Genomic DNA, 19300 nt, shown 5'->3' on the forward strand with positions numbered 1-19300 from the left:
AGCTTAATCCTAAGCATGCTGATAAATGTAGAGGGTAGGTCGAACCAACGTCTAAGGAGCTCTACATCATGGCAGGAAACCTTTTGGCACGATCAGCCCATGACCTCGGCGCCGCTGCATGGTTCGGCGGCACCCTGATGGGCGCCGTCGGACTCAACGGTGCGACAGGCAAGGCGAAGGACCCCAAGGAGCGCACGCGCCTCTCCGCGCTCGGCTGGGCCAAGTGGACCCCGGTCCAGGTCGCCGCCTTCGCAGCCCACGCGGTCGGTGGCATCGGCCTGATCCTCGGCAACAAGGGTCGCGTCGCCGCCCAGGACAGCGTCGGTTCCAACACCGTCTGGAAGTCCGTCGTCACCGTCCTGGGTATGGCGCTCTCGCTGTACTCGGGCATCCTCGGCAAGAAGGTCGGTGAGCTCGCCGAGCAGGGTAGCGCGGGCGCCACCGAGCCCCGGCCCGGCGCCAGCGACGAACTGGCCAAAGCACAGTCGCAGCTCAAGGTCACCCAGTGGCTCCTGCCCCTCATCAGTGGCATCGTCGTGGTGATGGGTGCGAAGCAGGGCGAGATGCAGCGCCCCGAGAACGTCAAGAAGGGCCTGTTCAAGAAGTAGGCCCTCCGGTTCCCTGGCCGGTCGACCCCCGCAGCGCCCCGCCGTCCGCACCCTCCGGTGCGGATGGCGGTACGCTGCGGGGGTTTCTGCGTCGGGGCACTGCAGGCGGCGCGGTCTCCTACTGCATGGTGAAGGCGCGCGCGACGCCCCCGTGGATCGCGTCGCTCCTGAGGAGCGCCCCGAAGACCGCGTTGCGCAGACGCATCAGCGGCGCCGGCAGCGGACGTCCCAGTGCCATGTTGATGGCGGCCTTCCGGCGTGCCTCCGCGGCCTCAGCGCGGCGTTCCTTCTCGTACAGCACCAGTTCCCCGGCGACGTCCCGCCCGTCCCGCACCGATGCCGCGATGATCGGTACCAGCCGAACGGCGTCGAGCCAGCCCAGGTTCATGCCCTGTCCGCCGATGGGAGACACCTCGTGCGCCGCGTCGCCCACCAGCACCGTGCGCCCCGAGACGAAGCGATCGGCGAGCCGCGACTGGACCTCGAAGGCGCTGAGCATCGAGTTGGTGCCCGGATCGACGCCGACACCCGTCCGGTCCAGGATGAGCTGCGTGAGGTCCTCCGCCGTCGGGCGTTCCACCGGGCAGCCGACGCGGACCACCCAGCGGCGGATGCCGCCGGGGAGGGGGAAGGACTCGACGATGCCTCCGGTCTCGAGGTAGAGGACGGCGTCGTCGCCGTCCTGCGTACTGTCCCGGAAATCCCCCATCACGTAGCAGTCCGGGTAGCGCCGCACCGGCGCACGGATCCCCGCGGCGTCCCGAAGCGGGCTCCGGGCCCCGTCCGCGGCGACGACGAGCCTCGCTTCGAGGACGCCGTCCTCCCGCTCGGTCCTCGTGGCGGCCAGGACGGACCCACCGGCGTCCCGCGTCCCGACGACGGCGACGCCGCGCCGCAGGGTGCCGGGGAAGGCCTCCTCGAGCCGGCGTTCGAGGACCTCCTCGGTGACGGCCTGCGGTACGGCGAGCACGTATTTCTCGTCGCCGGGCAGGATGCCGAAGGACAGCGTGCCCACCGGCCGTCCAGCGCTCCGGGCGACTCCTTCGCGGATGAGGACCCCGCGGTCGCGCAGCTCGTCGGCGATGCCTCCCGCGGCGAGGGCCCGCAGCGCCGGCGGGTGGATCCCGATGGCCCGCGAGTGGCTGCTGCGTTCCGTACGGCGTTCGAGCACCACGGCGTCGAGGCCCGCCCGCCGCAGGAGCAGTGCGGTGTAGAGCCCGACCGGACCGGCGCCGACGACGATCACGTCATGCACTGCGCGGTGCCCCGCGGGACGGATCCAGTACCAGCAGGTTGATGAAGGGCACCGCTGTGCGTACCTGCCAGCCTTCGCGGTCCGCGATCGAGGAGCGCAGCTCGTCCGGCGTGTAGCTCCGGCGGATGGAGGTCAGGCCGTCCCGGCGGATGTAGGACCCGGGGAGCGGCAGCGTGCCGGCCGAGAACAGGGCGTACCCGAGGGGGTGCCGGGCGATGTCGCTGTGGACCGCGACGCGCCGTGCCAGCCGTTCCGTGTCGTCGAGCAGGCCGGTGAAGCCGGCGGGGTCGAGGTGGTGCAGGACGTGGTTGGAGGCCACGGCGTCGAACACCGCGCCCTCGGCCACGAGCTCGGCACTGAGGGCGCGCCGGAAGGACAGCCCTGGCAGGGGCGGGCGCGACGACGCGTAGGCGTGGGCGCGCTCGTCGGGATCGATCGCCGTCACCTCGAGCCGGAAGCCGTCGCGGCGGGCCCAGCGCGCGATCGTCCGCGGTACGTCGCCGCCACCCGAGCCGATGTCCAGCAGCGTGTTCGTGCGGTCCCGCGAGAAGGCCGGCCGGAGCAGCGAGGCGTAGGTGCGCCGCCAGCCCGACACCACGGCGTTGACGACCCCGAACTGGGCGTAGGTCCGGTCGAGCTTCCGGGGGTCGCAGTCGGGCCGGTCCATCTCCTCGATGGCCTCCGGGTCCCGCTGTGCGAGGAACCCGAGTCGGCTCATGCGCCGGCTTCTGCGAGAACGGGCTTGAGGTCTTCGGCGATGGACGCGTCGCGGACCGTCGTACCCGCCGCCGTCGTGCCCGCTGCCGTCGTGCCATCTGCCGCGGCGTCGGCGGAGGGTGCGCCGATCCTGGTGAGCAGTGCGGTCTCGACCGTGAGGCCGGGGCCGAACGCCATCGAGCAGATCCGGTTGTTCCCGCCGGTGGCCGGCGTGTCGAGGATGTTCCGAAGCACGAACATCACGGTTGCGCTGCTCATGTTGCCGTAGTCGCGCAGGGTCTCGCGCGCCGGGACGAGCTGTTGCTCGCTCAGGCCGAGTTTCGCCTCCACCTTGTCGAGGATGCTCCGCCCGCCGGGATGGATGGCCCAGTGCTCGATGTCCGAGTAGTCGAGGCCCTGCAGCGACGCGTCCCGGGCCAGGAGCGGTTCGAGGGCGCCCACGATGTGGTCGTCGATGATGTGGGGGACGTACGTGCCGAGGACCATCTCGAAACCCTCGTCGCCGATGTTCCAGGCCATGGACTCCTCACCGACGGGCGTCAGGACTGTCTCGAAGTGGTCCAGACTGAGGGCGGGCCCCGCCAGGGGGATGTCCCGCGCGGAGACGATGGCCGCCGCCGCACCGTCGGCGAACAGGGAGGATCCCACGATGGTGTCGGGGTTGTTCGACGAGCGGACGTGCAGAGAGCACAGCTCCGCCGAGATCACGAGGACGACGGCGTCCGGGTCCGCCTCGCAGAAGGCCTTCGCGGACCGCAGCGCGGGGAGGGCCGCATAGCAGCCCATGAAGCCGAGGTGGGAGCGCTGCACCGACGGGTTGAGGCCCAGGGCACGCACCACCTTGTAGTCGGGGCCCGGGGCGAAGAAGCCGGTGCAGGACACGGTGACGACGTGCGTGATGTCCGCAGCCTCGATGCCCGGAGCCGCTTCCAGTGCCTTCCGCCCGGCCTCGATGAAGAGTTTCGCACCCTCCTCGGCGTAGACCTCGTTGCGGGTCTTGGTGCTCGGCGAGAGGACCCGCATGTTCTCCCGGTCGAAGAAGACGGGGTCGTCGAAGGACTTGCCGAGGGTGAACTCCCCGATGACGCTGTACCGGGTCTCGATGCCGGAGGAGTCGAAGGCCGCCCCGACGAGGCGCTGCCCCAGCCGCGTGAGTCCCGGCTGCGCCGCGAACGCGTCCCGGACCTGGGACTGCACCAGGACCGTGTCGGGTACAGCCGTTTCAAGGGACCTCAGGATCACTGTCATAGGTCAATTACTAGAGGACTAACGCGACAAACACAATGACAGTAGGCTTAGTATTCCCGTCCGCCACCATCAGGAGCACCATGGGCAACGATCCGTCAGGCACGCTCGACCAGGACGACCCGAGAGGGCCCGCCGTCGATGCGTCTCCGGAACTGCAGGAATATCCCGGCTTCACGGAGCGCATGGACCCGCGTCCGGACCACGGGGAGGACAGCTACACGGGACACGGCCGGCTGCAGGGCCGGCGGGCGTTCATCACCGGCGGTGACTCGGGCATCGGCAGGGCGGTGGCCCTCGCCTTCGCCCGGGAGGGTGCCGACGTCGCGATCGGGTACCTTCCCGAGGAGGAGGAGGACGGCGCCAGCTGCCTGGAACTGATCCGTGCTGAGGGGCGGACGGCGATGGCCGTGCCGGGAGACCTGCGCGACGAGGCGTACGCGTCCTCGGCTGTCCGCCAGGTGGTGGACGGGCTCGGAGGGCTCGACATCCTCGTGAACAACGCAGGCTTCCACATCGCCCAGCCCCAGGGTCTTCCCGACATCGACGCGGACCAACTGCGCCGCACCTTCGAGACGAACGTCTACGGCACCATCTGGCTGACGCAGGCCGCCCTGCCCCACCTCACCGAGGGCTCCTCGATCATCAACACCACCTCGGTGCAGGGCTACCATCCGTCCACGAGCCTCATGGACTACGCCGCCACCAAGGCCGCGCTGAACAACCTGACCTTCAGCCTGGCCCAGCTGCTGGGGGAGCGCGGGATCCGGGTGAATGCCGTGGCTCCGGGGCCCATCTGGACCCCACTGCAACCGGCGACGACCACCAGCGAGAAACTCGAGTCGTTCGGGGAGGACACGCCCCTCGGCCGGATGGGGCAGCCGGCCGAACTGGCGGGCGCCTACGTCTTCCTCGCCTCCAACGACGCCCGGTACGTCTCGGGAGAGATCCTGGGCGTCACAGGTGGCAAGCCGCTCGCCTGACGGAGCGTCCTCCGGACGGTTCCGGAGCAGGACCAAGCCGGGCCCGGCGGTGCGACGAATGCCAGGTACCAGCGCCGGAGCCTCGCACCCCGGCGGCCAGCTGACAGGATGGGTCGAATCGATCGTGAACCTCGGAACCGCACTGCCGCCCGGACGCCGGATCGCCCTCTTCGCTGTCGCGCTGTCGGCCTCGCTGGCACTCGGGGGCTGCGGCACCGTCGAGGAGAATCCTCTGGGCGTCAACACCTCGGGCCGGGAGCAGCCCGGATCGGAGAGCGCCCCGCAGGACGGCAGTCAGGCCGTGCCCGTGGGGGACCTCGGGGACGATCCACTCGGCGTGGGCATCGACGGCGCGCAGCTGTGCGGTGTGCAGCCCGATGACAGCCGCCTGCGCTACACGGTCATGCTGCACAATCCGACCCTCGAGACCTTCACCTTCGGGAAGATGACACTGGGCGATCCCGAGGGCCTGGTGGTCCTCTCGTCCATGGTGCAGACCGCGAATCGCGAGGGGCACCACCACCCGGGGGCGGAATCGACTCCGGGCGCCCACGAAGAACACGCCGCCACGCCGACCCCGAGCACACCGCCGGAGCCGATCGGCCCGCCCGTCCCCGCGGACGGTTACGAGTTCGAGCCCGATGCGCATGTCAACATCATCATCACCGTCGAACTGGCGGAGGGCGTCAGCCATGGGAGCGCGGACAACATCCTCGTCGCCTACTCCACCCCCGATCGCGACTACTCGGTGGCCCACGACCTCGCGATCGACGTCGACGCCACGTCCTGCGGCTAGGTACGTACTCCCGGCATTCGCCGAGCAGCCGGTGTCCGAGCCGCGTAGCCGTTAAACGACTGAGCCCCCGTCTCGAGGAGACGGGGGCTCAGTTCGGAGTCAGGCCGGGCAGGTCACGCGGAGGGCGTGGGGTCCGGCCCGGCGCCGATCGGCCGGACTAGGCCGGGAGCTGCAGGATGGAACCGGTGAAGATCAGGTCCGCGTGGATCACGGTGTCGGTGTTGGCGGCGAACAGAGCCTGCCAGCCACCCTCGATGCCGAGCTTCTCGGCGATCGTGCTGAGGGTGTCGCCGGCCTGGATCGTGTAGGTCTGGCCGCTCAGTGCGACGGGAGCCTGGACGGGAGCTGCGACGGGAGCTGCGACGGGAGCCTGGACGACGACCGGAGCCGCGACGGGAGCCTCGACGACGACCGGAGCCGCGACGGGGGCCTGGACCTGAACGGGAGCCTCGACGACGGGAGCCTGGACGGGAGCCTGGACGACAACGGGAGCCTGGACGACAACCGGAGCCGGGGCCTGCTGGAACTGGACCGGAGCCGGAGCGGCTGCACTGCCGAGGCCGAGCTTGGCCGAGCATGCGGGCCATGCTCCCCAGCCCTGACCGGCGAGGACGTTCTCGGCGACAGCGATCTGCTGCTCGCGGGATGCGTTCTGGGGGGCGCCCTGGCCGCCGAAGGCTGCCCAGGTCGAGGGGGTGAACTGCAGTCCGCCGGAGAAGCCGTTGCCGGTGTTGATGCCCCAGTTTCCGCCGCTCTCGCACTGTGCCAGTGCATCCCAGTCGCTGGCGGGGGCAGCGTTGGCTGCGCCAGCCGCTGCGCCGAGGCCGAGGCCGGTGAGTGCTACTGCTGCGAGTCCGCGACGTGCGCTGGTGCTGAAGGTCATTTTGTTCATGGGGTTACGATGCTCCGAAAGGCCACCCGCACTAGGCCCGTCCCCGGACTTCTTCGCGCCGCTGCTCACCTTGACGATATAGAGGTCATGGTTCGGCAGCCGCCTGTTGAGCAACGAGCGGTGGAGGGCGGCGCCGGGCATTCATCGCTGCCCGATTGTCGGCAGCTTTTTCGCTTCCCCGGACGGGGAACTACCTCCACCGTAGATTAATTTTCATTCGTTGCCAAACCGGTACGGTGCGGTGCTTGACATTGATGAAAAACAAGGGAAGAAAAAGTGGATCATTTGAGGATCCTCTGGCACACTTGCGTTCTGCAGTCCCGGGAGGGCGCAGGAAGGGCCCGGACAGCTCGTGCCCGGGCCCCTCGCCGCTCCGTGGACAGGGCGTCGCAACCGCCCGTCAGTGGGGCTTCGCCACCACGTCAGAACGGCATCGACGAGTCATTCCTGCCGCGTCGGCTCGCCGTCCTCGAGGCGCGTCGTCCGGTCAGGCCGCCACGTAGCCGTGCGGATCGAGCACGTACTTCGTCGCAGCTCCGGCGTCGAACTCCTCGTAGCCGCGCGGTGCCTCCTCGAGTCCGATCGACTTCGCGTTGACGGCCTTCGCGATCGACACCCTGTCGTGCAGGATGGCCATCATCAGCCCCCGGTTGTACTTCATGACCGGACACTGGCCCGTGGTGAAGGACAGTGACTTTGCCCACCCCGTGCCGAGGCTGATGGAGAGGGATCCCACCTTCGCGGCATCGTCCACCGCGCCCGGGTCGCCCGTGACATACAGTCCCGGGATGCCCAGGGCGCCGCCGGCCGCGGTGACCTCCATGAGGGAGTTCAGCACCGTGGCAGGGGCTTCGCTCGACGAGCCCTTCCCATGTCCGCGCGCCTCGAAGCCCACCGCGTCCACGCCGCAGTCCACCTCGGGGACGCCGAGCAACTGCTCGATCTGGTCCCGGGGATCACCCTTGGACACGTCCACCGTCTCGCAGCCGAAGCTCCGTGCCTGCGCCAGCCGGCCCTCGTTGAGGTCGCCGACGATCACGACGGCGGCGCCCAGCAGCTGTGCCGACGCAGCAGCGGCAAGACCGACCGGACCGGCCCCGGCGATGTAGACCGTCGAGCCGACCCCTACTCCGGCCGTCACGGCGCCGTGGTAACCCGTGGGGAAGATGTCCGAGAGCATCGTCAGGTCGAGGATCTTCTCCAGCGCCTGGTCGCGGTCCGGGAACTTCAGCAGGTTCCAGTCCGCGTAGGGGACCAGGACGTACTCGGCCTGGCCACCCACCCAGCCACCCATGTCGACGTAGCCGTAGGCGGCTCCCGGACGAGCCGGGTTCACATTGAGGCAGATGCCCGTCTTGCGCTCCTTGCAGTTGCGGCACCGCCCGCAGGCGATGTTGAAGGGCACGGAGCAGATGTCCCCCTTCTTGATGAATTCGACGTCGGGCCCCACCTCCACGACCTCGCCGGTGATCTCGTGCCCCAGCACGAGGTCGGACGGCGCCGTGGTGCGGCCGCGGACCATGTGCTGGTCCGAGCCGCAGATGTTGGTGGTCACGGTCTTCAGGATCACGCCGTGATTGAGTTTCCGGCCGATGTTGGCCGGGTTCACCCCCGGTCCGTCCTTGAGTTCGAATGTCGGGTAGTCGGTGTCGATGACCTCGACCTTCCCTGGTCCCTTGTACGCAACAGCTCTGTTACCGCTCATGGAACTTCCTCTCGTGCCTGCACGTGGTGGGTCCGGTGTGCCCGGGCGCTGCACCCCGGCGTACGACGGGCAGGAATGCCCGATGACGCCGATAGCGCGACCGTACAACCCGAAGGGTCGCATCGACGTTGCATGGTCAGCAGGCTGTCTTGCGCGGGTGGCCGGCGCGGGGGAAGGTGGCTGCATGACTGAGACTGTGCTTGTCACGGGTGCCACGTCCGGCATCGGAGCCGAGTTCGCGCGGCAGTTCGCCGCCCGCGGCTGCAACCTGGTCCTGGTGGCCCGGGCTCCCGGTCCGCTCGAGGAGGCGGCGACGATCCTGCGGGAGACGTGGGGCGTCGACGTGGAGACTCTCGCCGCCGATCTGCTCGACGACGACGGCCTGGGACGGGTGCTCGGCAGGATCCGCGCCGCGGGGGAATCCGATCCGGGGGAGCCTGCTGCCGGGGGACCGGGCGCCGTGCCGCGTGCCGTCACGGTGCTGGTCAACAATGCCGGGTACGGGCTGGTCAGGCCGTTCGCGGACAATACGCTCGAGGACGAGATCCGGCATCTCCGGATCCACGTGGAGGTGCCCCTGGCGCTCGCCCACGCGGCCCTGCAGTCCATGCGCCCGCGGAGGGCCGGGACCATCATCAACGTGGCGAGCGTCGCCGGATTCACCCCGAGGGGTACCTACGGCGCGGCCAAGGCGGCCATGATCAGCTTCAGCCGCTGGGCGAACCTCACCTACGGGCCGGAGGGTGTCCGGGTGACGGCGGTCTGCCCGGGCTTCGTCCACACCCAGTTCCACCAGCGGATGGGAGCCGACAAGGCCAGCGTCCCTGCCGTCCTGTGGCTCGACGCCGGGCTCGTGGTCCGCGAGGCACTGAGGGATACGGCCGCGGGCAGGGCCGTGTCCGTGCCCAGCCTCCGCTACAAGGCGCTCACGGCACTGGCACGGGTGGCGCCGTCGTCGGTCGTGGCGCGGCTCGCGCAGCGGGGTCGCTGACTCCTCGCGTCAGTCCTCCGTGTCGCGGTCCCAGGCATCGGGCTCCAGGACGGCGTCCTCGGGGTGGCGGTTCTCGTCCGGATGGTCCGGCGTGCCTCCGCCCACGTACGCGGCGGGCACCACGCCTGCCTGGTGGGTGTGCTGCTCGTCCCGGATGGAGGTCCCGTGGTGGTCGCCGGATCCCGGCGAGGGATCGAGGGCGTTCTCGCGTCGATCCGCGTGGGGGCGACCGTCATCGCCGTGACCGGACGCGCCGCCCCGGACTGCGGAACCGGAATCCCGGCGACCGGTCGGGGTGATGGGGTCCTCCCGGCTGCGCCGCGCTTCCTTCTCGAGCGGGGGAACGGGAACTGCGGGCCCGAGGGGGTGATCAGCGGGAAGGGCTGCGCCGGCAGGGTTCCCGGCGCTGCTTGACTCTGTCATCGTGCTCCTTCTGGTCGATGCGCTGTCGTCGACACCGCCTGGTCGAAACGGAGGTGGCACCGGGAACACTACTGGACCCCTCCGCTCCCGCGTGGTGTCCGTTCCCCGGAAACGAGTACCGGGTCCCGCAAAACAGGTCGGTAAGTATGCTTATCATATGGGACCGCAGGTTCGTGGGAATGCCCCTTACAAGGAGGTAGGACGATGGCAGGATACTTCAAACTGGTGGATGCGCATGACGACGGGTTCCGGGTGAAACTGACCGCTCCGGATGGAACGCTCGTCGCAGTCTCCACGTACTACGCCTCGAAGGAAGAGGCGATCGCGGGGATTGAACTCATCCGGGAGATCGCCGGCACGGGCCCCGTGGTGGACCACAGCAGGATCGGATCGCCGGACCAGGAGGGCGTCTTCGCCGGGCCGCAGGGCACTGTCGGGCGGGACGGCCCGAGGCGCCGCGAAGCCTAGAATCTCGCTGTCGGCAGCATTGGTGTACGACTGTATACAGTGACGCTGGACGTGGAATAGGATGAAGGTATTCCACAATCTCTCTGAAGGGAGCCAACGTCATGTCGACCGCGGACTCATTCGGCGCGAAGGGCGTACTCGATGTCGCCGGCGCTGAATACGAAATTTTCAGGCTAAGCGCGGTCGAGGGCGCCGAGAACCTTCCGTTCAGCCTCAAGGTCCTGCTGGAGAACCTGCTGCGCACCGAGGACGGCGCGAACATCACGGCCGACCACGTGCGTGCACTCGCGCGGTGGGACGCCGCAGCGGAGCCTGATACCGAGATCCAGTTCACCCCTGCGCGCGTCATTATGCAGGACTTCACCGGGGTTCCCTGCGTCGTCGACCTCGCAACGATGCGTGAGGCCGTCGCAGACCTCGGCGGAGACCCCAAGCGCGTCAACCCGCTCGCGCCCGCCGAGATGGTCATCGACCACTCGGTGCAGATCGACGCCTTCGGCAATGCCGGAGCCCTCGAGCGCAACATGGAGATCGAGTACCAGCGCAACGGGGAGCGCTACCAGTTCCTCCGCTGGGGACAGACCGCGTTCGACGACTTCAAGGTCGTCCCGCCTGGCATGGGCATCGTCCACCAGGTCAACCTGGAGTACCTGGCCCGCACCGTCATGACCCGCGAGGTCGACGGCGTCCTCCGCGCCTACCCCGACACCTGCGTCGGTACCGATTCGCACACCACGATGGTCAACGGGCTCGGCGTGCTCGGCTGGGGCGTCGGTGGCATCGAGGCCGAGGCTGCCATGCTCGGCCAGCCCGTCTCGATGCTCATCCCGCGCGTCGTCGGCTTCAAGCTGACCGGTGACATCCCCGCCGGCGCCACCGCGACCGACGTCGTCCTCACGATCACCCAGATGCTGCGCAAGCACGGCGTCGTCGGGAAGTTCGTGGAGTTCTACGGCGAGGGCGTCGCCTCCGTGCCGCTCGCCAACCGCGCGACCATCGGCAACATGAGCCCCGAGTTCGGCTCGACCGCCGCGATGTTCCCGATCGACGACGTCACGCTCGACTACCTGCGCCTCACGGGCCGCCCGGCCGAGAACGTGGCGCTGGTCGAGTCGTACGCGAAGGAGCAGGGCCTCTGGCACGACCCGTCCCGCGAGATCCGCTTCTCCGAGTACCTCGAGCTGGACCTGTCCACCGTGGTCCCCTCGATCGCCGGCCCGAAGCGCCCGCAGGACCGCGTGGCGCTCACCGAGTCCAAGGGCCAGTTCCGCGAGGACCTGCGCAACTACTCGACCGACCCGGAGCTGTCCTTCGCCCCCGGCGGCACGGTCGACGAGTCCTCCCAGGAGAGCTTCCCCGCCTCCGACTCGCCGAGCTTCACCCCCGGGACGACCTCGTCGGTCACCGACGAGAACGCAGAGCCCCGCGAGACGGTCCCGGCCGGAGCGAACGAGTCCACGCGTCCGTCGAAGAAGGTCAGCGTGAGCATGAAGGACGGCCGCGAGTTCGAGCTGGACCACGGCGCCGTCAGCATCGCGTCGATCACCTCCTGCACCAACACGTCCAACCCGTCGGTCATGCTCGCCGCCGCCGTGCTGGCGCGCAACGCCGTCGAGAAGGGCCTCGTGTCCAAGCCGTGGGTCAAGACCTCCGTGGCCCCGGGCTCCAAGGTCGTCACCGACTACTACGAGAAGTCGGGCCTGATCCCGTACCTGGAGAAGCTCGGCTTCTTCACCGTGGGCTACGGCTGTGCGACCTGCATCGGCAACTCCGGCCCGCTGGAGGACGAGATCTCGCAGGCCATCCAGGACAACGACCTCGCCGTCACCGCCGTCCTGTCCGGCAACCGCAACTTCGAAGGCCGCATCAACCCGGACGTGAAGATGAACTACCTGGCCTCGCCGCCGCTGGTGGTCGCCTACGCACTCGCCGGCACCATGGACTTCGACTTCGACGCCGAGCCGCTCGGCCAGGACGAAGCCGGTAACGACGTCTTCCTGAAGGACATCTGGCCCAACCCGGTCGAGGTCCAGAGGGTCATCGACGAGTCCATCGACGAGGACATGTTCACCTCGAGCTACCGGACCATCTTCGAGGGCGACGAGCGCTGGCAGTCCCTGCCCACGCCCGCCGGCGACACCTTCGCCTGGGATCCGGAGTCCACCTACGTGCGGAAGCCCCCGTACTTCGAGGGCATGCAGCGCGAGGCGAGCCCGGTCGAGGACATCGACGGCGCACGCGTCCTGCTCAAGCTCGGCGACTCGGTGACCACCGACCACATCTCGCCCGCGGGATCGTTCAAGTCGGACACCCCCGCCGGCCGGTACCTGACCGAGAAGGGCGTCCAGCGCAAGGACTTCAACTCCTACGGCTCGCGCCGTGGCAACCACGAGGTCATGATCCGCGGCACCTTCGCGAACATCCGCATCAAGAACCAGCTGCTCGACGGCGTCGAGGGCGGGTTCACGAAGGACTTCTCGCAGCCGGACGCGCCGCAGGCCGCCGTCTACGACGCCGCCGAGAACTACCGCGCGGCGGGCACCCCGCTGGTGGTCCTCGCCGGCAAGGAGTACGGTTCCGGATCGTCCCGTGACTGGGCCGCCAAGGGCACCGCGCTGCTCGGCGTCAAGGCCGTCATCGCCGAGAGCTACGAGCGCATCCACCGCTCGAACCTCATCGGCATGGGCGTGCTGCCGCTGCAGTACCCGTCGGGCCAGAACGCGCAGTCCCTGGGCCTCACCGGCACGGAGACCTTCGCGGTCAGCGGCGTGACCGAGCTCAACGAGGGCCGGACTCCCCGTACGGTCCGGGTCACGGCGACGCCCGCCGACGGCGGCGCGCCGGTCGAGTTCGACGCCGTCCTGCGCATCGACACGCCGGGTGAAGCGGACTACTACCGCAACGGCGGCATCCTGCAGTACGTGCTGCGCCAGCTCGCCAGCTAGCGACCGCATGGTTCCGGGCCGGGAGTCCTCCCGGCCCGGGCCGTCCGCAGGCCACCGGTCCTGCGATCCGATCCGCGACATTCCGAGGGGGCGCCATGGCCGAGTCCACAGAACTGTCGGCGCGCGTGGACGGCGATACCATCTTCCGGGTCCTCCGCAGCGAGATCCTCGCCGGCGTGCATCCGCCGGGGACCGCGCTGAGGGAAGTGGTCATCTCGGAGCGCTTCGGGGTGTCACGGACGCCCGTCCGTGAAGCCCTCAGCAGGCTCCAGCACGAGCGGCTCCTCGAGAGGGCGGCCCGCGGCCTGCAGGTGCCCCAGATCGATGCCCAGGAAGTCATCCAGATCTACGACCTCCGGGTCATGCTCGAGGAGGAGGCTGCCGGCCAGGCGGCCCTGAACCGCGGATCGGCGGACATCATGCGGCTCGAGGCGCTGCTCGAACGCGACCGCGCCGTCATCGACCCGGATGACACCACCAAGGTGACCAACAACCTCGAATTCCACACCTCCCTCTGGGCCTCCGCGCGCAACCCCATCCTCATGGACCTCCTGCAGCGGCTCTCGACCCACCTCATCCACACGCCGCGCTCCACGCTGTCCGTGGGCAACCGCTGGCAGGAGGTGCTCCTCGAACACGAGTCGCTGATCAGCGCCATCGCCGAACGGCGCAGCGACGATGCCCGCGCCATCGCGCGCACGCACATGGAGACGGCCCGCACGCTCCGGCTGCAGCTGCTCCGCACCGCCGCGGCGGACTGACGGTGGCGGACACCCGGCAGCGCCTCCTGCTCGATGTCGACACCGGCATCGACGACGCCGTCGCCCTCCTGTACCTGCTCGCAACGCCCGGCGTGGGCATCGAGGCCATCACCTGCACGGCCGGCAATGTCGGTGCCCGGCAGGTGGCCCTCAACAACCTCGCCCTGCTCGAACTGTGCGGACATGCCGGCGTCGAGGTGGCCATCGGCAGCGAGGTCCCGCTCGAGGTCCCGCTCGTCACCACCGAGGAGACGCACGGCGACCAGGGCATCGGGTACGCCGTCCTGCCGCCGCCGCGGGGTTCCGTCTCGGCACGCCACGCCGTCGACGTGTGGCTCGAAGCCGTCCGCTGCCATCCGGGGCAGATCACCGCGCTGGTCACCGGACCGCTCACCAACCTCGCTCTGGCCCTCCGTGCCGAACCGGAGCTGCCCATGCTCCTGAAGGGGCTCGTGATCATGGGCGGGGCCTTCAACTACCCGGGGAACACGACGCCGGTAGCCGAGTGGAACATCCATGTGGACCCCCACGCGGCCAAGGAGGTCTTCGCGGCCTACGAGGGGCTGCCGCGGGAGAAGCTGCCCGTGGTGTGCGCGCTCGAGACCACCGAGCGCATCGAGTGCACGCCGGCTCACATCGACGCCCTCGCGCGCGCTGCCGGTGCCGGGCCCGAGGTGCTCGACCCCGACGAACCGGAGGGGACCCGCAGCGGCAGCGACAACGCCGTCGTCGCCTGCGTGTCCGACGCCCTGCGCTTCTACATGGAGTTCCACCGCCTGTACGACCAGGGCTACATCGCGCACCTGCACGACCTGTTCGCGGCGATGGTGGCGACGGGGGAGGCGGGCTTCGAGGAGCGGCTCGCAACCGTCGATGTCGAGACGGACTCGCCGCTGACCATCGGGCAGACGGTCGCGGACGTCGCGGGGATGTGGAGGCGGGCGCCGAACGCGCGGATCGTCACGGGCAACGATCCTGCCGCGGTGTTCGAGCTTCTGGTCCGCCGGTTGTCGAGCCTTGCGAGGATGCACGGCTGAGGCCTGCTGTCCGGTGTGCACCTGGCGTCTGGGCGGGCAGACGTTCGTCGAGCGTGCAGACGTTCGTCGAGCGGGCACCCGGCGCGGCGGTGCAGACCCGTGGCGGCGTTGCCCCGGGTCTGGACGCCCGGCGCGGCGGCGCAACGCCCCGGTACACTGGTAGCTGCCCGCAGTGCTGCGCGGCTGGCGCCGAGGTGACATGAGGTGCGTCCTCCTCCCTCCATCGCGCCCAAGGAATATCGTGAGTTCACCCCTGACCCTCGCAGCCGAGCCCACCGCACAGCGCCCGCGGCGCCTGCTCCTCGCCCTGGGCGGAGCGCTCATCGTTGCCACCTACCTGTTCCTCGTGATCGTCCAGCCGGCGGAGATCGCCGGCGGGATGGGCAGCACGGCGTCGCTCGTCTCCCTGTTCGGGTTCCTCGGCGGCGGTGCGCTGCTGGTCGGCGGCATCCTGCCGATGCTGACCACGAGTTCCCTGGTCGTCATGCCGCTCGGCATCGCCCTGAACATCGCCATCGGGCAGATCGCCGGCTCCCTGGGCATGCAGATCTACCTCGACGCGATCGGGACTGTCCTCGTGGCCGTCCTCGCCGGTCCTGCCGCCGGAGCGGCAACCGGCGCGATCAGCAACGCGATCTGGGGCCTCTTCAACCCCTTCGCGCTGCCCTTCGCGGCGGGCGCCGCCCTCATCGGGCTGCTCGCCGGCCTGGCCGCGAAGTACGGGGCGTTCCGCCGGGTGTACCTCGCGCCCATCGCGGGTCTCGTCGTGGGTGCCATCGGCGGGTTGGTGGCCGCCCCGGTGGCCGTGTTCATGTTCGGCGCGGCCGGGACCTTCGGCACCAACGCCATCATCGCCGCCTTCCGCTCGATGGGTGACAAGCTGCTGGTCGCGGCCACCAAGCAGGGACTGCTGTCGGACTCGCTGGACAAGATCGTGGTCTTCGTCCTGGTGGCCCTGATCGTGTACGCCCTGCCGCAGCGCGCCGTCCGCCAGTTCCCGTTCGCACGGACCCACCGGGTCCTCGGGACGCGGGCCGGCACCCGGAGTGGCGACGCTGCTGTCCAGCCCGCGGGGAAATAGCACCCGCGCAGCCTCGGCCATGCCCCGCCGACGGATCTACAACCCCCTGACCGAACTGCTCGCCGCGGTCCTGCTGGTGGTGCTCGTCCTCGTGGTGAACCGCTGGGAGTTCTCCCTCGCGGTCCTGGTGTTCGGGGTGCTCCCTGCGGTACTGCTGTCCGGCAGGGCGCGCCGGATCGGCCTCGCGATCGTGCTGGTGGCCGGGCCGCTGCTGCTCTCGTCGCTCCTGCTCCACGGCCTGTTCTTCCCCGAGGGCAGCACGGTCCTGGTCGATCTGGGCATCGCCCGGGTCACGGCGGAGGGCCTCACCTTCGCGGCCGGAATGGGCCTGCGCATGACCGTGTTCACCGGAGTGCTGCTGACGGCGACGATGACCCTGGACATCCCCGAACTCCTGGCCACCATGACGCATCGGGGCTGGAACCGGAAACTCGTGTTCATCGTGGGATCCGCTGTCGGGCTGCTTCCCCATGTCACCCTGCGGGCGGGGCAGGTGACACGCGCCCAGCAGGCCCGCGGACTGGTCGTCGGCCGCGGCCCGCTCTCGCGCTTCCGGGCACTGGTGGCCGTCACGACGCCGCTCGTCATCGGGCTCCTCGTGGACGCATCGGAACGCAACTCCATGCTCGAGGCCCGGGGCTTCTCGTCCTCCGGCGCGCGCACGAGCTATCTGCCGGACACGGACACCCCGCTCCAGCGCCGGGTGCGCCGCGCGATGGTCGGCGTCGTCGGCGTGTTCTCGGCGGCATGGCTCGTGGTCACGGCGATCACGTGATCAGCGTCGACAGCGAGACCTTCGCCTACGACGACGGCGTGCCGCTCCTGGCGGGTCTGACCCTCACGGTACGGCCGGGGGAGTACGTCGTTATCGCGGGAGCGTCGGGTTCCGGCAAGACGACACTGGCCCGGCTGCTCGCCGGGATGACGGGCGCCGATGCCGGGTCCGTCTTCCGCGGTTCGATAGCACTGGACGGCGAGACGATCCGTTTCACGGGTACCCCCACGGATCCGCGGATCGACCCCGCCGCCTGGAGCAGCAGGGTCGCCTACGTGGCGCAGGGAGCGTGGGGACAGCTGTCCATGATATCCGCAACGGTCGGGGAGGAGATAGCCTTCGGCCCCTCCAACCGCGGCGTCCCCACGGAGCGGCTGCGCCGGCTCGTGGCGGAGGTCGCAGCGTCCCTGAAGCTGACACCGCTGCTCGGCCGCGACCCCCGCCGGCTCTCCGGGGGCCAGCTGCAGCGGACTCTCATCGCCGCTGCCGTGGTCCAGCGACCTCGGATCCTCGTCCTCGACGAGCCGTTCCAGGGGCTCGACGACGACGCGGTACAGGACGTAGCGGCGGCCCTCGAGGCCCTTCGTCGGGACGGCACCGCCGTGGTGGTCTGCGAGCCGATGCTCCCGCGGTCCGCACCCTCCGGTGCCCGCGTCGTCGCGCTGGCCGACGGACGTCCCGTCTTCGACGGCGCGCTGCAGGAAGGGCTCCGGGCTGGACTGCGGCGCTACGGGATCGGCACGGCAGGGGAACCTCCCCGCGTCGATCCCGGGGCCGTAGCCGCCCGGGGCCGCTCCGGTCCCGTCCCCGGTCCCGTCCCCGCTCCCGTCCCCGGTCCCGTCCCCGCTCCCGTCCCCGGTCCCGTCCCCGGTCCCGTCCCCGCTCCCGTCCCCGGTCCCGTCCCCGCTCCCGTCCCGGGACCCGACCGGAAACCCGGCCCTCCGCTCGTCGCATTGCGCGATGTCACCTTCCGCTACCCTGCCGCCGGTGGGCCCCACCCGCCGACGGGCCTGACGGACGTGAACCTGACGATCTCGGCGGGCGAGATCGTCGCGGTGAGGGGACCCAACGGTTCGGGGAAGTCGACGCTCCTCCAGCACCTGGACGGCCTGTACCGGGCGGACAGCGGTTCCGTCACGGTGGACGGGATCACGATCCGCCGCCAGCCGACGGGCACCCTCGCCACCACGGTCGGCTACCTGTTCCAGGACACGGACCGGCAGCTCTTCGAGCGCACCGTGCTGCGCGAGGTCTCCTACGGCCCGCGGGCCACCGGGTCGCGCAGGGCGGACGCCGTCCGGAAGGCCGGTGAGGCCCTCGACCGCGTGGGACTGGGTGGGCTGAAGGACGCCCATCCCTACGAACTGAGCTTCGTCCGGCGGCGTCTCGTCGCCCTTGCCTCCCTCATGGCCACGGGCCCGCTGGTCTGGGCGCTCGACGAGCCGACCGCGGGCCTCGACGAGCCCACCCGTTCGATGCTCGCCACCCTGCTGACCCGCCATGCCGAGGGCGGGGGCGCCGTCGTCCTGGCGACGCACGATGCCGCCTTCGCCGACACTGTCGCGCACAGGTCCGTCTGGCTCGAGGACGGCAGGATCCGCGCCACCGGCACTGGCACCGGCGCTGCCTCCTGACTCGGCGCCCGGCTCGGCACCCGGCTCCTGATACGAGGTTCCGGCTCCTGATACAGGATTTCTGCACCGGCTCGGCGCCCGTCCGCGCCGGTGAGCACCTAGGGTGGGACGCATGGACGTGTTGCGCGAGAGGCATCGGACGATCCGCACCCAGGGAGCGGACCTCGCGGTGTTCGAGTACGGGCGGGACCCTCACCCCGACGCTCCGACGATGGTCTTCCTGCACGGATACCCCGACAACCACCGGGTGTTCCACCCGGTCCTGCGGGAGCTCGCGCCCACACACCATCTCGTCGCGTTCGACACGCGCAACGCCGGCCGGTCACGCCCCCGCGACGGAGCCGGTTTCACGCTGGCGGAACTGGTCGACGACCTCTTCGCCGTCCTCGACGGGATCGACGCCCCCGGCGGGGTCCGCCTCGTGGGCCACGACTGGGGTTCCATCCAGGGCTGGGCCGCCGTGCAGGACGAGCGCGCGGACGGGAGGATCACCGACTACACGAGCATCTCGGGTCCCGACCTGCGCCATTTCTCCCGCTGGCTGCGCGGCCGCTTCCGGAACCCTCGGCTGGTCCCCCAGGGGATCGGACAGGTACTGCGCAGCTGGTACGTCGCGGCCTTCCAGCTGCCGGTCCTGCCCGAGCTGTCCTGGAAATACGTCCTGACCCGCCGCTACGAGCTGACGGCGCGGCGCAACGTCGGCGCGGACCCTCTCCGCGGCCTCGCCCTGTACCGGACGAACATGTCCCGTACTGCAGAGCCTCCCCGGGGCCGACCGGTCACCCTTCCCGTGCATGTCATCGTCCCCCGGAAGGATCCGTTCCTGTCCCGGCACCTCGTCGACGGACTGGAGGAGTGGGTGGAGGACCTCACCGTCACCACTGTCCACGGTGGCCACTGGTGGATCGCCTCGCGACCCCGGGAGTTCGCGGAACTGCTCGACCCCTCGCTGCGCGGCGAGGCCTGATCGAGGTTCCGGGCGCG

The 19300-nt window shown here is 69.9% G+C and carries 18 protein-coding genes; 12 read left to right on the forward strand and 6 right to left on the reverse strand.

All coding sequences use genetic code 11. The features are described from left to right. Positions 1 to 68 precede the first annotated feature (68 nt). The gene (locus ACX80I_RS09255) at positions 69 to 608 is read left to right on the forward strand and encodes a hypothetical protein (RefSeq protein ID WP_459344819.1); all 540 of its coding nucleotides are present in this window, start codon (positions 69 to 71) and stop codon (positions 606 to 608) included. Positions 609 to 726: 118 nt separating this feature from the next. Here the strand turns inward: ACX80I_RS09255 and ACX80I_RS09260 are convergent, their stop codons facing one another. The 3 genes from ACX80I_RS09260 to ACX80I_RS09270 are packed head-to-tail and all read right to left on the reverse strand — an operon-like array spanning position 727 to position 3828. After that, a complete protein-coding gene (locus ACX80I_RS09260; protein WP_459344820.1) occupies positions 727 to 1863 on the reverse strand; it encodes an FAD-dependent oxidoreductase in 1137 nt (378 codons plus the stop codon). Next, positions 1856 to 2581 (reverse strand): class I SAM-dependent methyltransferase, encoded by a 726-nt coding sequence (locus tag ACX80I_RS09265; protein WP_459344821.1) that lies wholly within the window; start codon positions 2579 to 2581, stop codon positions 1856 to 1858. The genes ACX80I_RS09260 and ACX80I_RS09265 overlap by 8 nt, the downstream gene beginning before the upstream one ends. Next, complete coding sequence (locus ACX80I_RS09270; RefSeq protein WP_459344822.1) at positions 2578 to 3828, reverse strand: type III polyketide synthase; 1251 nt, start codon at positions 3826 to 3828, stop codon at positions 2578 to 2580. The genes ACX80I_RS09265 and ACX80I_RS09270 overlap by 4 nt, the downstream gene beginning before the upstream one ends. 80 nt (positions 3829 to 3908) lie before the next feature. On the opposite strand from ACX80I_RS09270, the gene ACX80I_RS09275 reads away from it, so the two are divergent. Further along, positions 3909 to 4808, forward strand: coding sequence for an SDR family oxidoreductase (locus tag ACX80I_RS09275; protein ID WP_459344823.1), 900 nt, complete (start codon positions 3909 to 3911; stop codon positions 4806 to 4808). A gap of 58 nt (positions 4809 to 4866) precedes the next feature. Next, positions 4867 to 5604, forward strand: coding sequence for a hypothetical protein (locus ACX80I_RS09280; protein ID WP_459344824.1), 738 nt, complete (start codon positions 4867 to 4869; stop codon positions 5602 to 5604). 157 nt (positions 5605 to 5761) lie between these two features. Here the strand turns inward: ACX80I_RS09280 and ACX80I_RS09285 are convergent, their stop codons facing one another. Both ACX80I_RS09285 and fdhA read right to left on the reverse strand, forming a co-directional pair. Next, positions 5762 to 6496: a transglycosylase family protein gene (locus ACX80I_RS09285; protein ID WP_459344825.1), complete on the reverse strand. Its 735-nt coding sequence runs from the start codon at positions 6494 to 6496 to the stop codon at positions 5762 to 5764. Between the two features lie 487 nt (positions 6497 to 6983). Continuing rightward, positions 6984 to 8201 (reverse strand): formaldehyde dehydrogenase, glutathione-independent, encoded by a 1218-nt coding sequence (gene fdhA / locus ACX80I_RS09290; RefSeq protein WP_459344826.1) that lies wholly within the window; start codon positions 8199 to 8201, stop codon positions 6984 to 6986. Between the two features lie 184 nt (positions 8202 to 8385). Here fdhA and ACX80I_RS09295 point away from each other — a divergent pair, with 184 nt between their 5' ends. Continuing rightward, positions 8386 to 9192, forward strand: coding sequence for an SDR family NAD(P)-dependent oxidoreductase (locus ACX80I_RS09295; protein ID WP_459344827.1), 807 nt, complete (start codon positions 8386 to 8388; stop codon positions 9190 to 9192). 9 nt (positions 9193 to 9201) lie between these two features. Here the strand turns inward: ACX80I_RS09295 and ACX80I_RS09300 are convergent, their stop codons facing one another. Further along, positions 9202 to 9615, reverse strand: coding sequence for a hypothetical protein (locus ACX80I_RS09300; protein WP_459344828.1), 414 nt, complete (start codon positions 9613 to 9615; stop codon positions 9202 to 9204). A gap of 204 nt (positions 9616 to 9819) precedes the next feature. Here ACX80I_RS09300 and ACX80I_RS09305 point away from each other — a divergent pair, with 204 nt between their 5' ends. The 8 genes from ACX80I_RS09305 (at position 9820) to ACX80I_RS09340 (ending at position 19283) form a co-directional block, all read left to right on the forward strand. Next, positions 9820 to 10083: a YegP family protein gene (locus tag ACX80I_RS09305; RefSeq protein WP_459344829.1), complete on the forward strand. Its 264-nt coding sequence runs from the start codon at positions 9820 to 9822 to the stop codon at positions 10081 to 10083. 101 nt (positions 10084 to 10184) lie between these two features. Then, positions 10185 to 13028, forward strand: a complete 2844-nt coding sequence (locus ACX80I_RS09310; RefSeq protein ID WP_459344830.1) for an aconitate hydratase — start codon at positions 10185 to 10187, stop codon at positions 13026 to 13028. 95 nt (positions 13029 to 13123) lie between these two features. Next, on the forward strand, positions 13124 to 13789 hold the full coding sequence (locus ACX80I_RS09315) for a GntR family transcriptional regulator (RefSeq protein ID WP_459344831.1): 666 nt from the start codon (positions 13124 to 13126) through the stop codon (positions 13787 to 13789). Positions 13790 to 13791: 2 nt separating this feature from the next. Continuing rightward, positions 13792 to 14826 (forward strand): nucleoside hydrolase, encoded by a 1035-nt coding sequence (locus ACX80I_RS09320; RefSeq protein WP_459344832.1) that lies wholly within the window; start codon positions 13792 to 13794, stop codon positions 14824 to 14826. A gap of 241 nt (positions 14827 to 15067) precedes the next feature. Beyond that, positions 15068 to 15907, forward strand: coding sequence for an ECF transporter S component (locus ACX80I_RS09325; protein WP_459344833.1), 840 nt, complete (start codon positions 15068 to 15070; stop codon positions 15905 to 15907). Positions 15908 to 15926: 19 nt separating this feature from the next. Then, the gene (locus ACX80I_RS09330) at positions 15927 to 16682 is read left to right on the forward strand and encodes an energy-coupling factor transporter transmembrane component T (RefSeq protein ID WP_459344834.1); all 756 of its coding nucleotides are present in this window, start codon (positions 15927 to 15929) and stop codon (positions 16680 to 16682) included. Beyond that, a complete protein-coding gene (locus ACX80I_RS09335; RefSeq protein WP_459344835.1) occupies positions 16679 to 18316 on the forward strand; it encodes an ABC transporter ATP-binding protein in 1638 nt (545 codons plus the stop codon). The genes ACX80I_RS09330 and ACX80I_RS09335 overlap by 4 nt, the downstream gene beginning before the upstream one ends. Positions 18317 to 18428: 112 nt before the next feature. Beyond that, on the forward strand, positions 18429 to 19283 hold the full coding sequence (locus ACX80I_RS09340; protein WP_459344836.1) for an alpha/beta fold hydrolase: 855 nt from the start codon (positions 18429 to 18431) through the stop codon (positions 19281 to 19283). Positions 19284 to 19300: the final 17 nt, after the last annotated feature.

It is taken from the genome of Arthrobacter rhamnosi (assembly GCF_054510855.1).

What these genes read in the sequence shown, in the direction of transcription:
- ACX80I_RS09330 (WP_459344834.1), top strand. Translation starts at nt 15,927, where the DNA reads ATGCCCCGCCGACGGATCTACAACCCCCTGACCGAACTGCTCGCCGCG.
- ACX80I_RS09275 (WP_459344823.1), top strand. Translation starts at nt 3,909, where the DNA reads ATGGGCAACGATCCGTCAGGCACGCTCGACCAGGACGACCCGAGAGGG.
- ACX80I_RS09255 (WP_459344819.1), top strand. Translation starts at nt 69, where the DNA reads ATGGCAGGAAACCTTTTGGCACGATCAGCCCATGACCTCGGCGCCGCT.
- ACX80I_RS09305 (WP_459344829.1), top strand. Translation starts at nt 9,820, where the DNA reads ATGGCAGGATACTTCAAACTGGTGGATGCGCATGACGACGGGTTCCGG.
- ACX80I_RS09280 (WP_459344824.1), top strand. Translation starts at nt 4,867, where the DNA reads ATGCCAGGTACCAGCGCCGGAGCCTCGCACCCCGGCGGCCAGCTGACA.
- fdhA (WP_459344826.1), bottom strand. Translation starts at nt 8,201, where the DNA reads ATGAGCGGTAACAGAGCTGTTGCGTACAAGGGACCAGGGAAGGTCGAG.
- ACX80I_RS09340 (WP_459344836.1), top strand. Translation starts at nt 18,429, where the DNA reads ATGGACGTGTTGCGCGAGAGGCATCGGACGATCCGCACCCAGGGAGCG.
- ACX80I_RS09285 (WP_459344825.1), bottom strand. Translation starts at nt 6,496, where the DNA reads ATGAACAAAATGACCTTCAGCACCAGCGCACGTCGCGGACTCGCAGCA.
- ACX80I_RS09300 (WP_459344828.1), bottom strand. Translation starts at nt 9,615, where the DNA reads ATGACAGAGTCAAGCAGCGCCGGGAACCCTGCCGGCGCAGCCCTTCCC.
- ACX80I_RS09265 (WP_459344821.1), bottom strand. Translation starts at nt 2,581, where the DNA reads ATGAGCCGACTCGGGTTCCTCGCACAGCGGGACCCGGAGGCCATCGAG.
- ACX80I_RS09295 (WP_459344827.1), top strand. Translation starts at nt 8,386, where the DNA reads ATGACTGAGACTGTGCTTGTCACGGGTGCCACGTCCGGCATCGGAGCC.
- ACX80I_RS09315 (WP_459344831.1), top strand. Translation starts at nt 13,124, where the DNA reads ATGGCCGAGTCCACAGAACTGTCGGCGCGCGTGGACGGCGATACCATC.
- ACX80I_RS09310 (WP_459344830.1), top strand. Translation starts at nt 10,185, where the DNA reads ATGTCGACCGCGGACTCATTCGGCGCGAAGGGCGTACTCGATGTCGCC.
- ACX80I_RS09270 (WP_459344822.1), bottom strand. Translation starts at nt 3,828, where the DNA reads ATGACAGTGATCCTGAGGTCCCTTGAAACGGCTGTACCCGACACGGTC.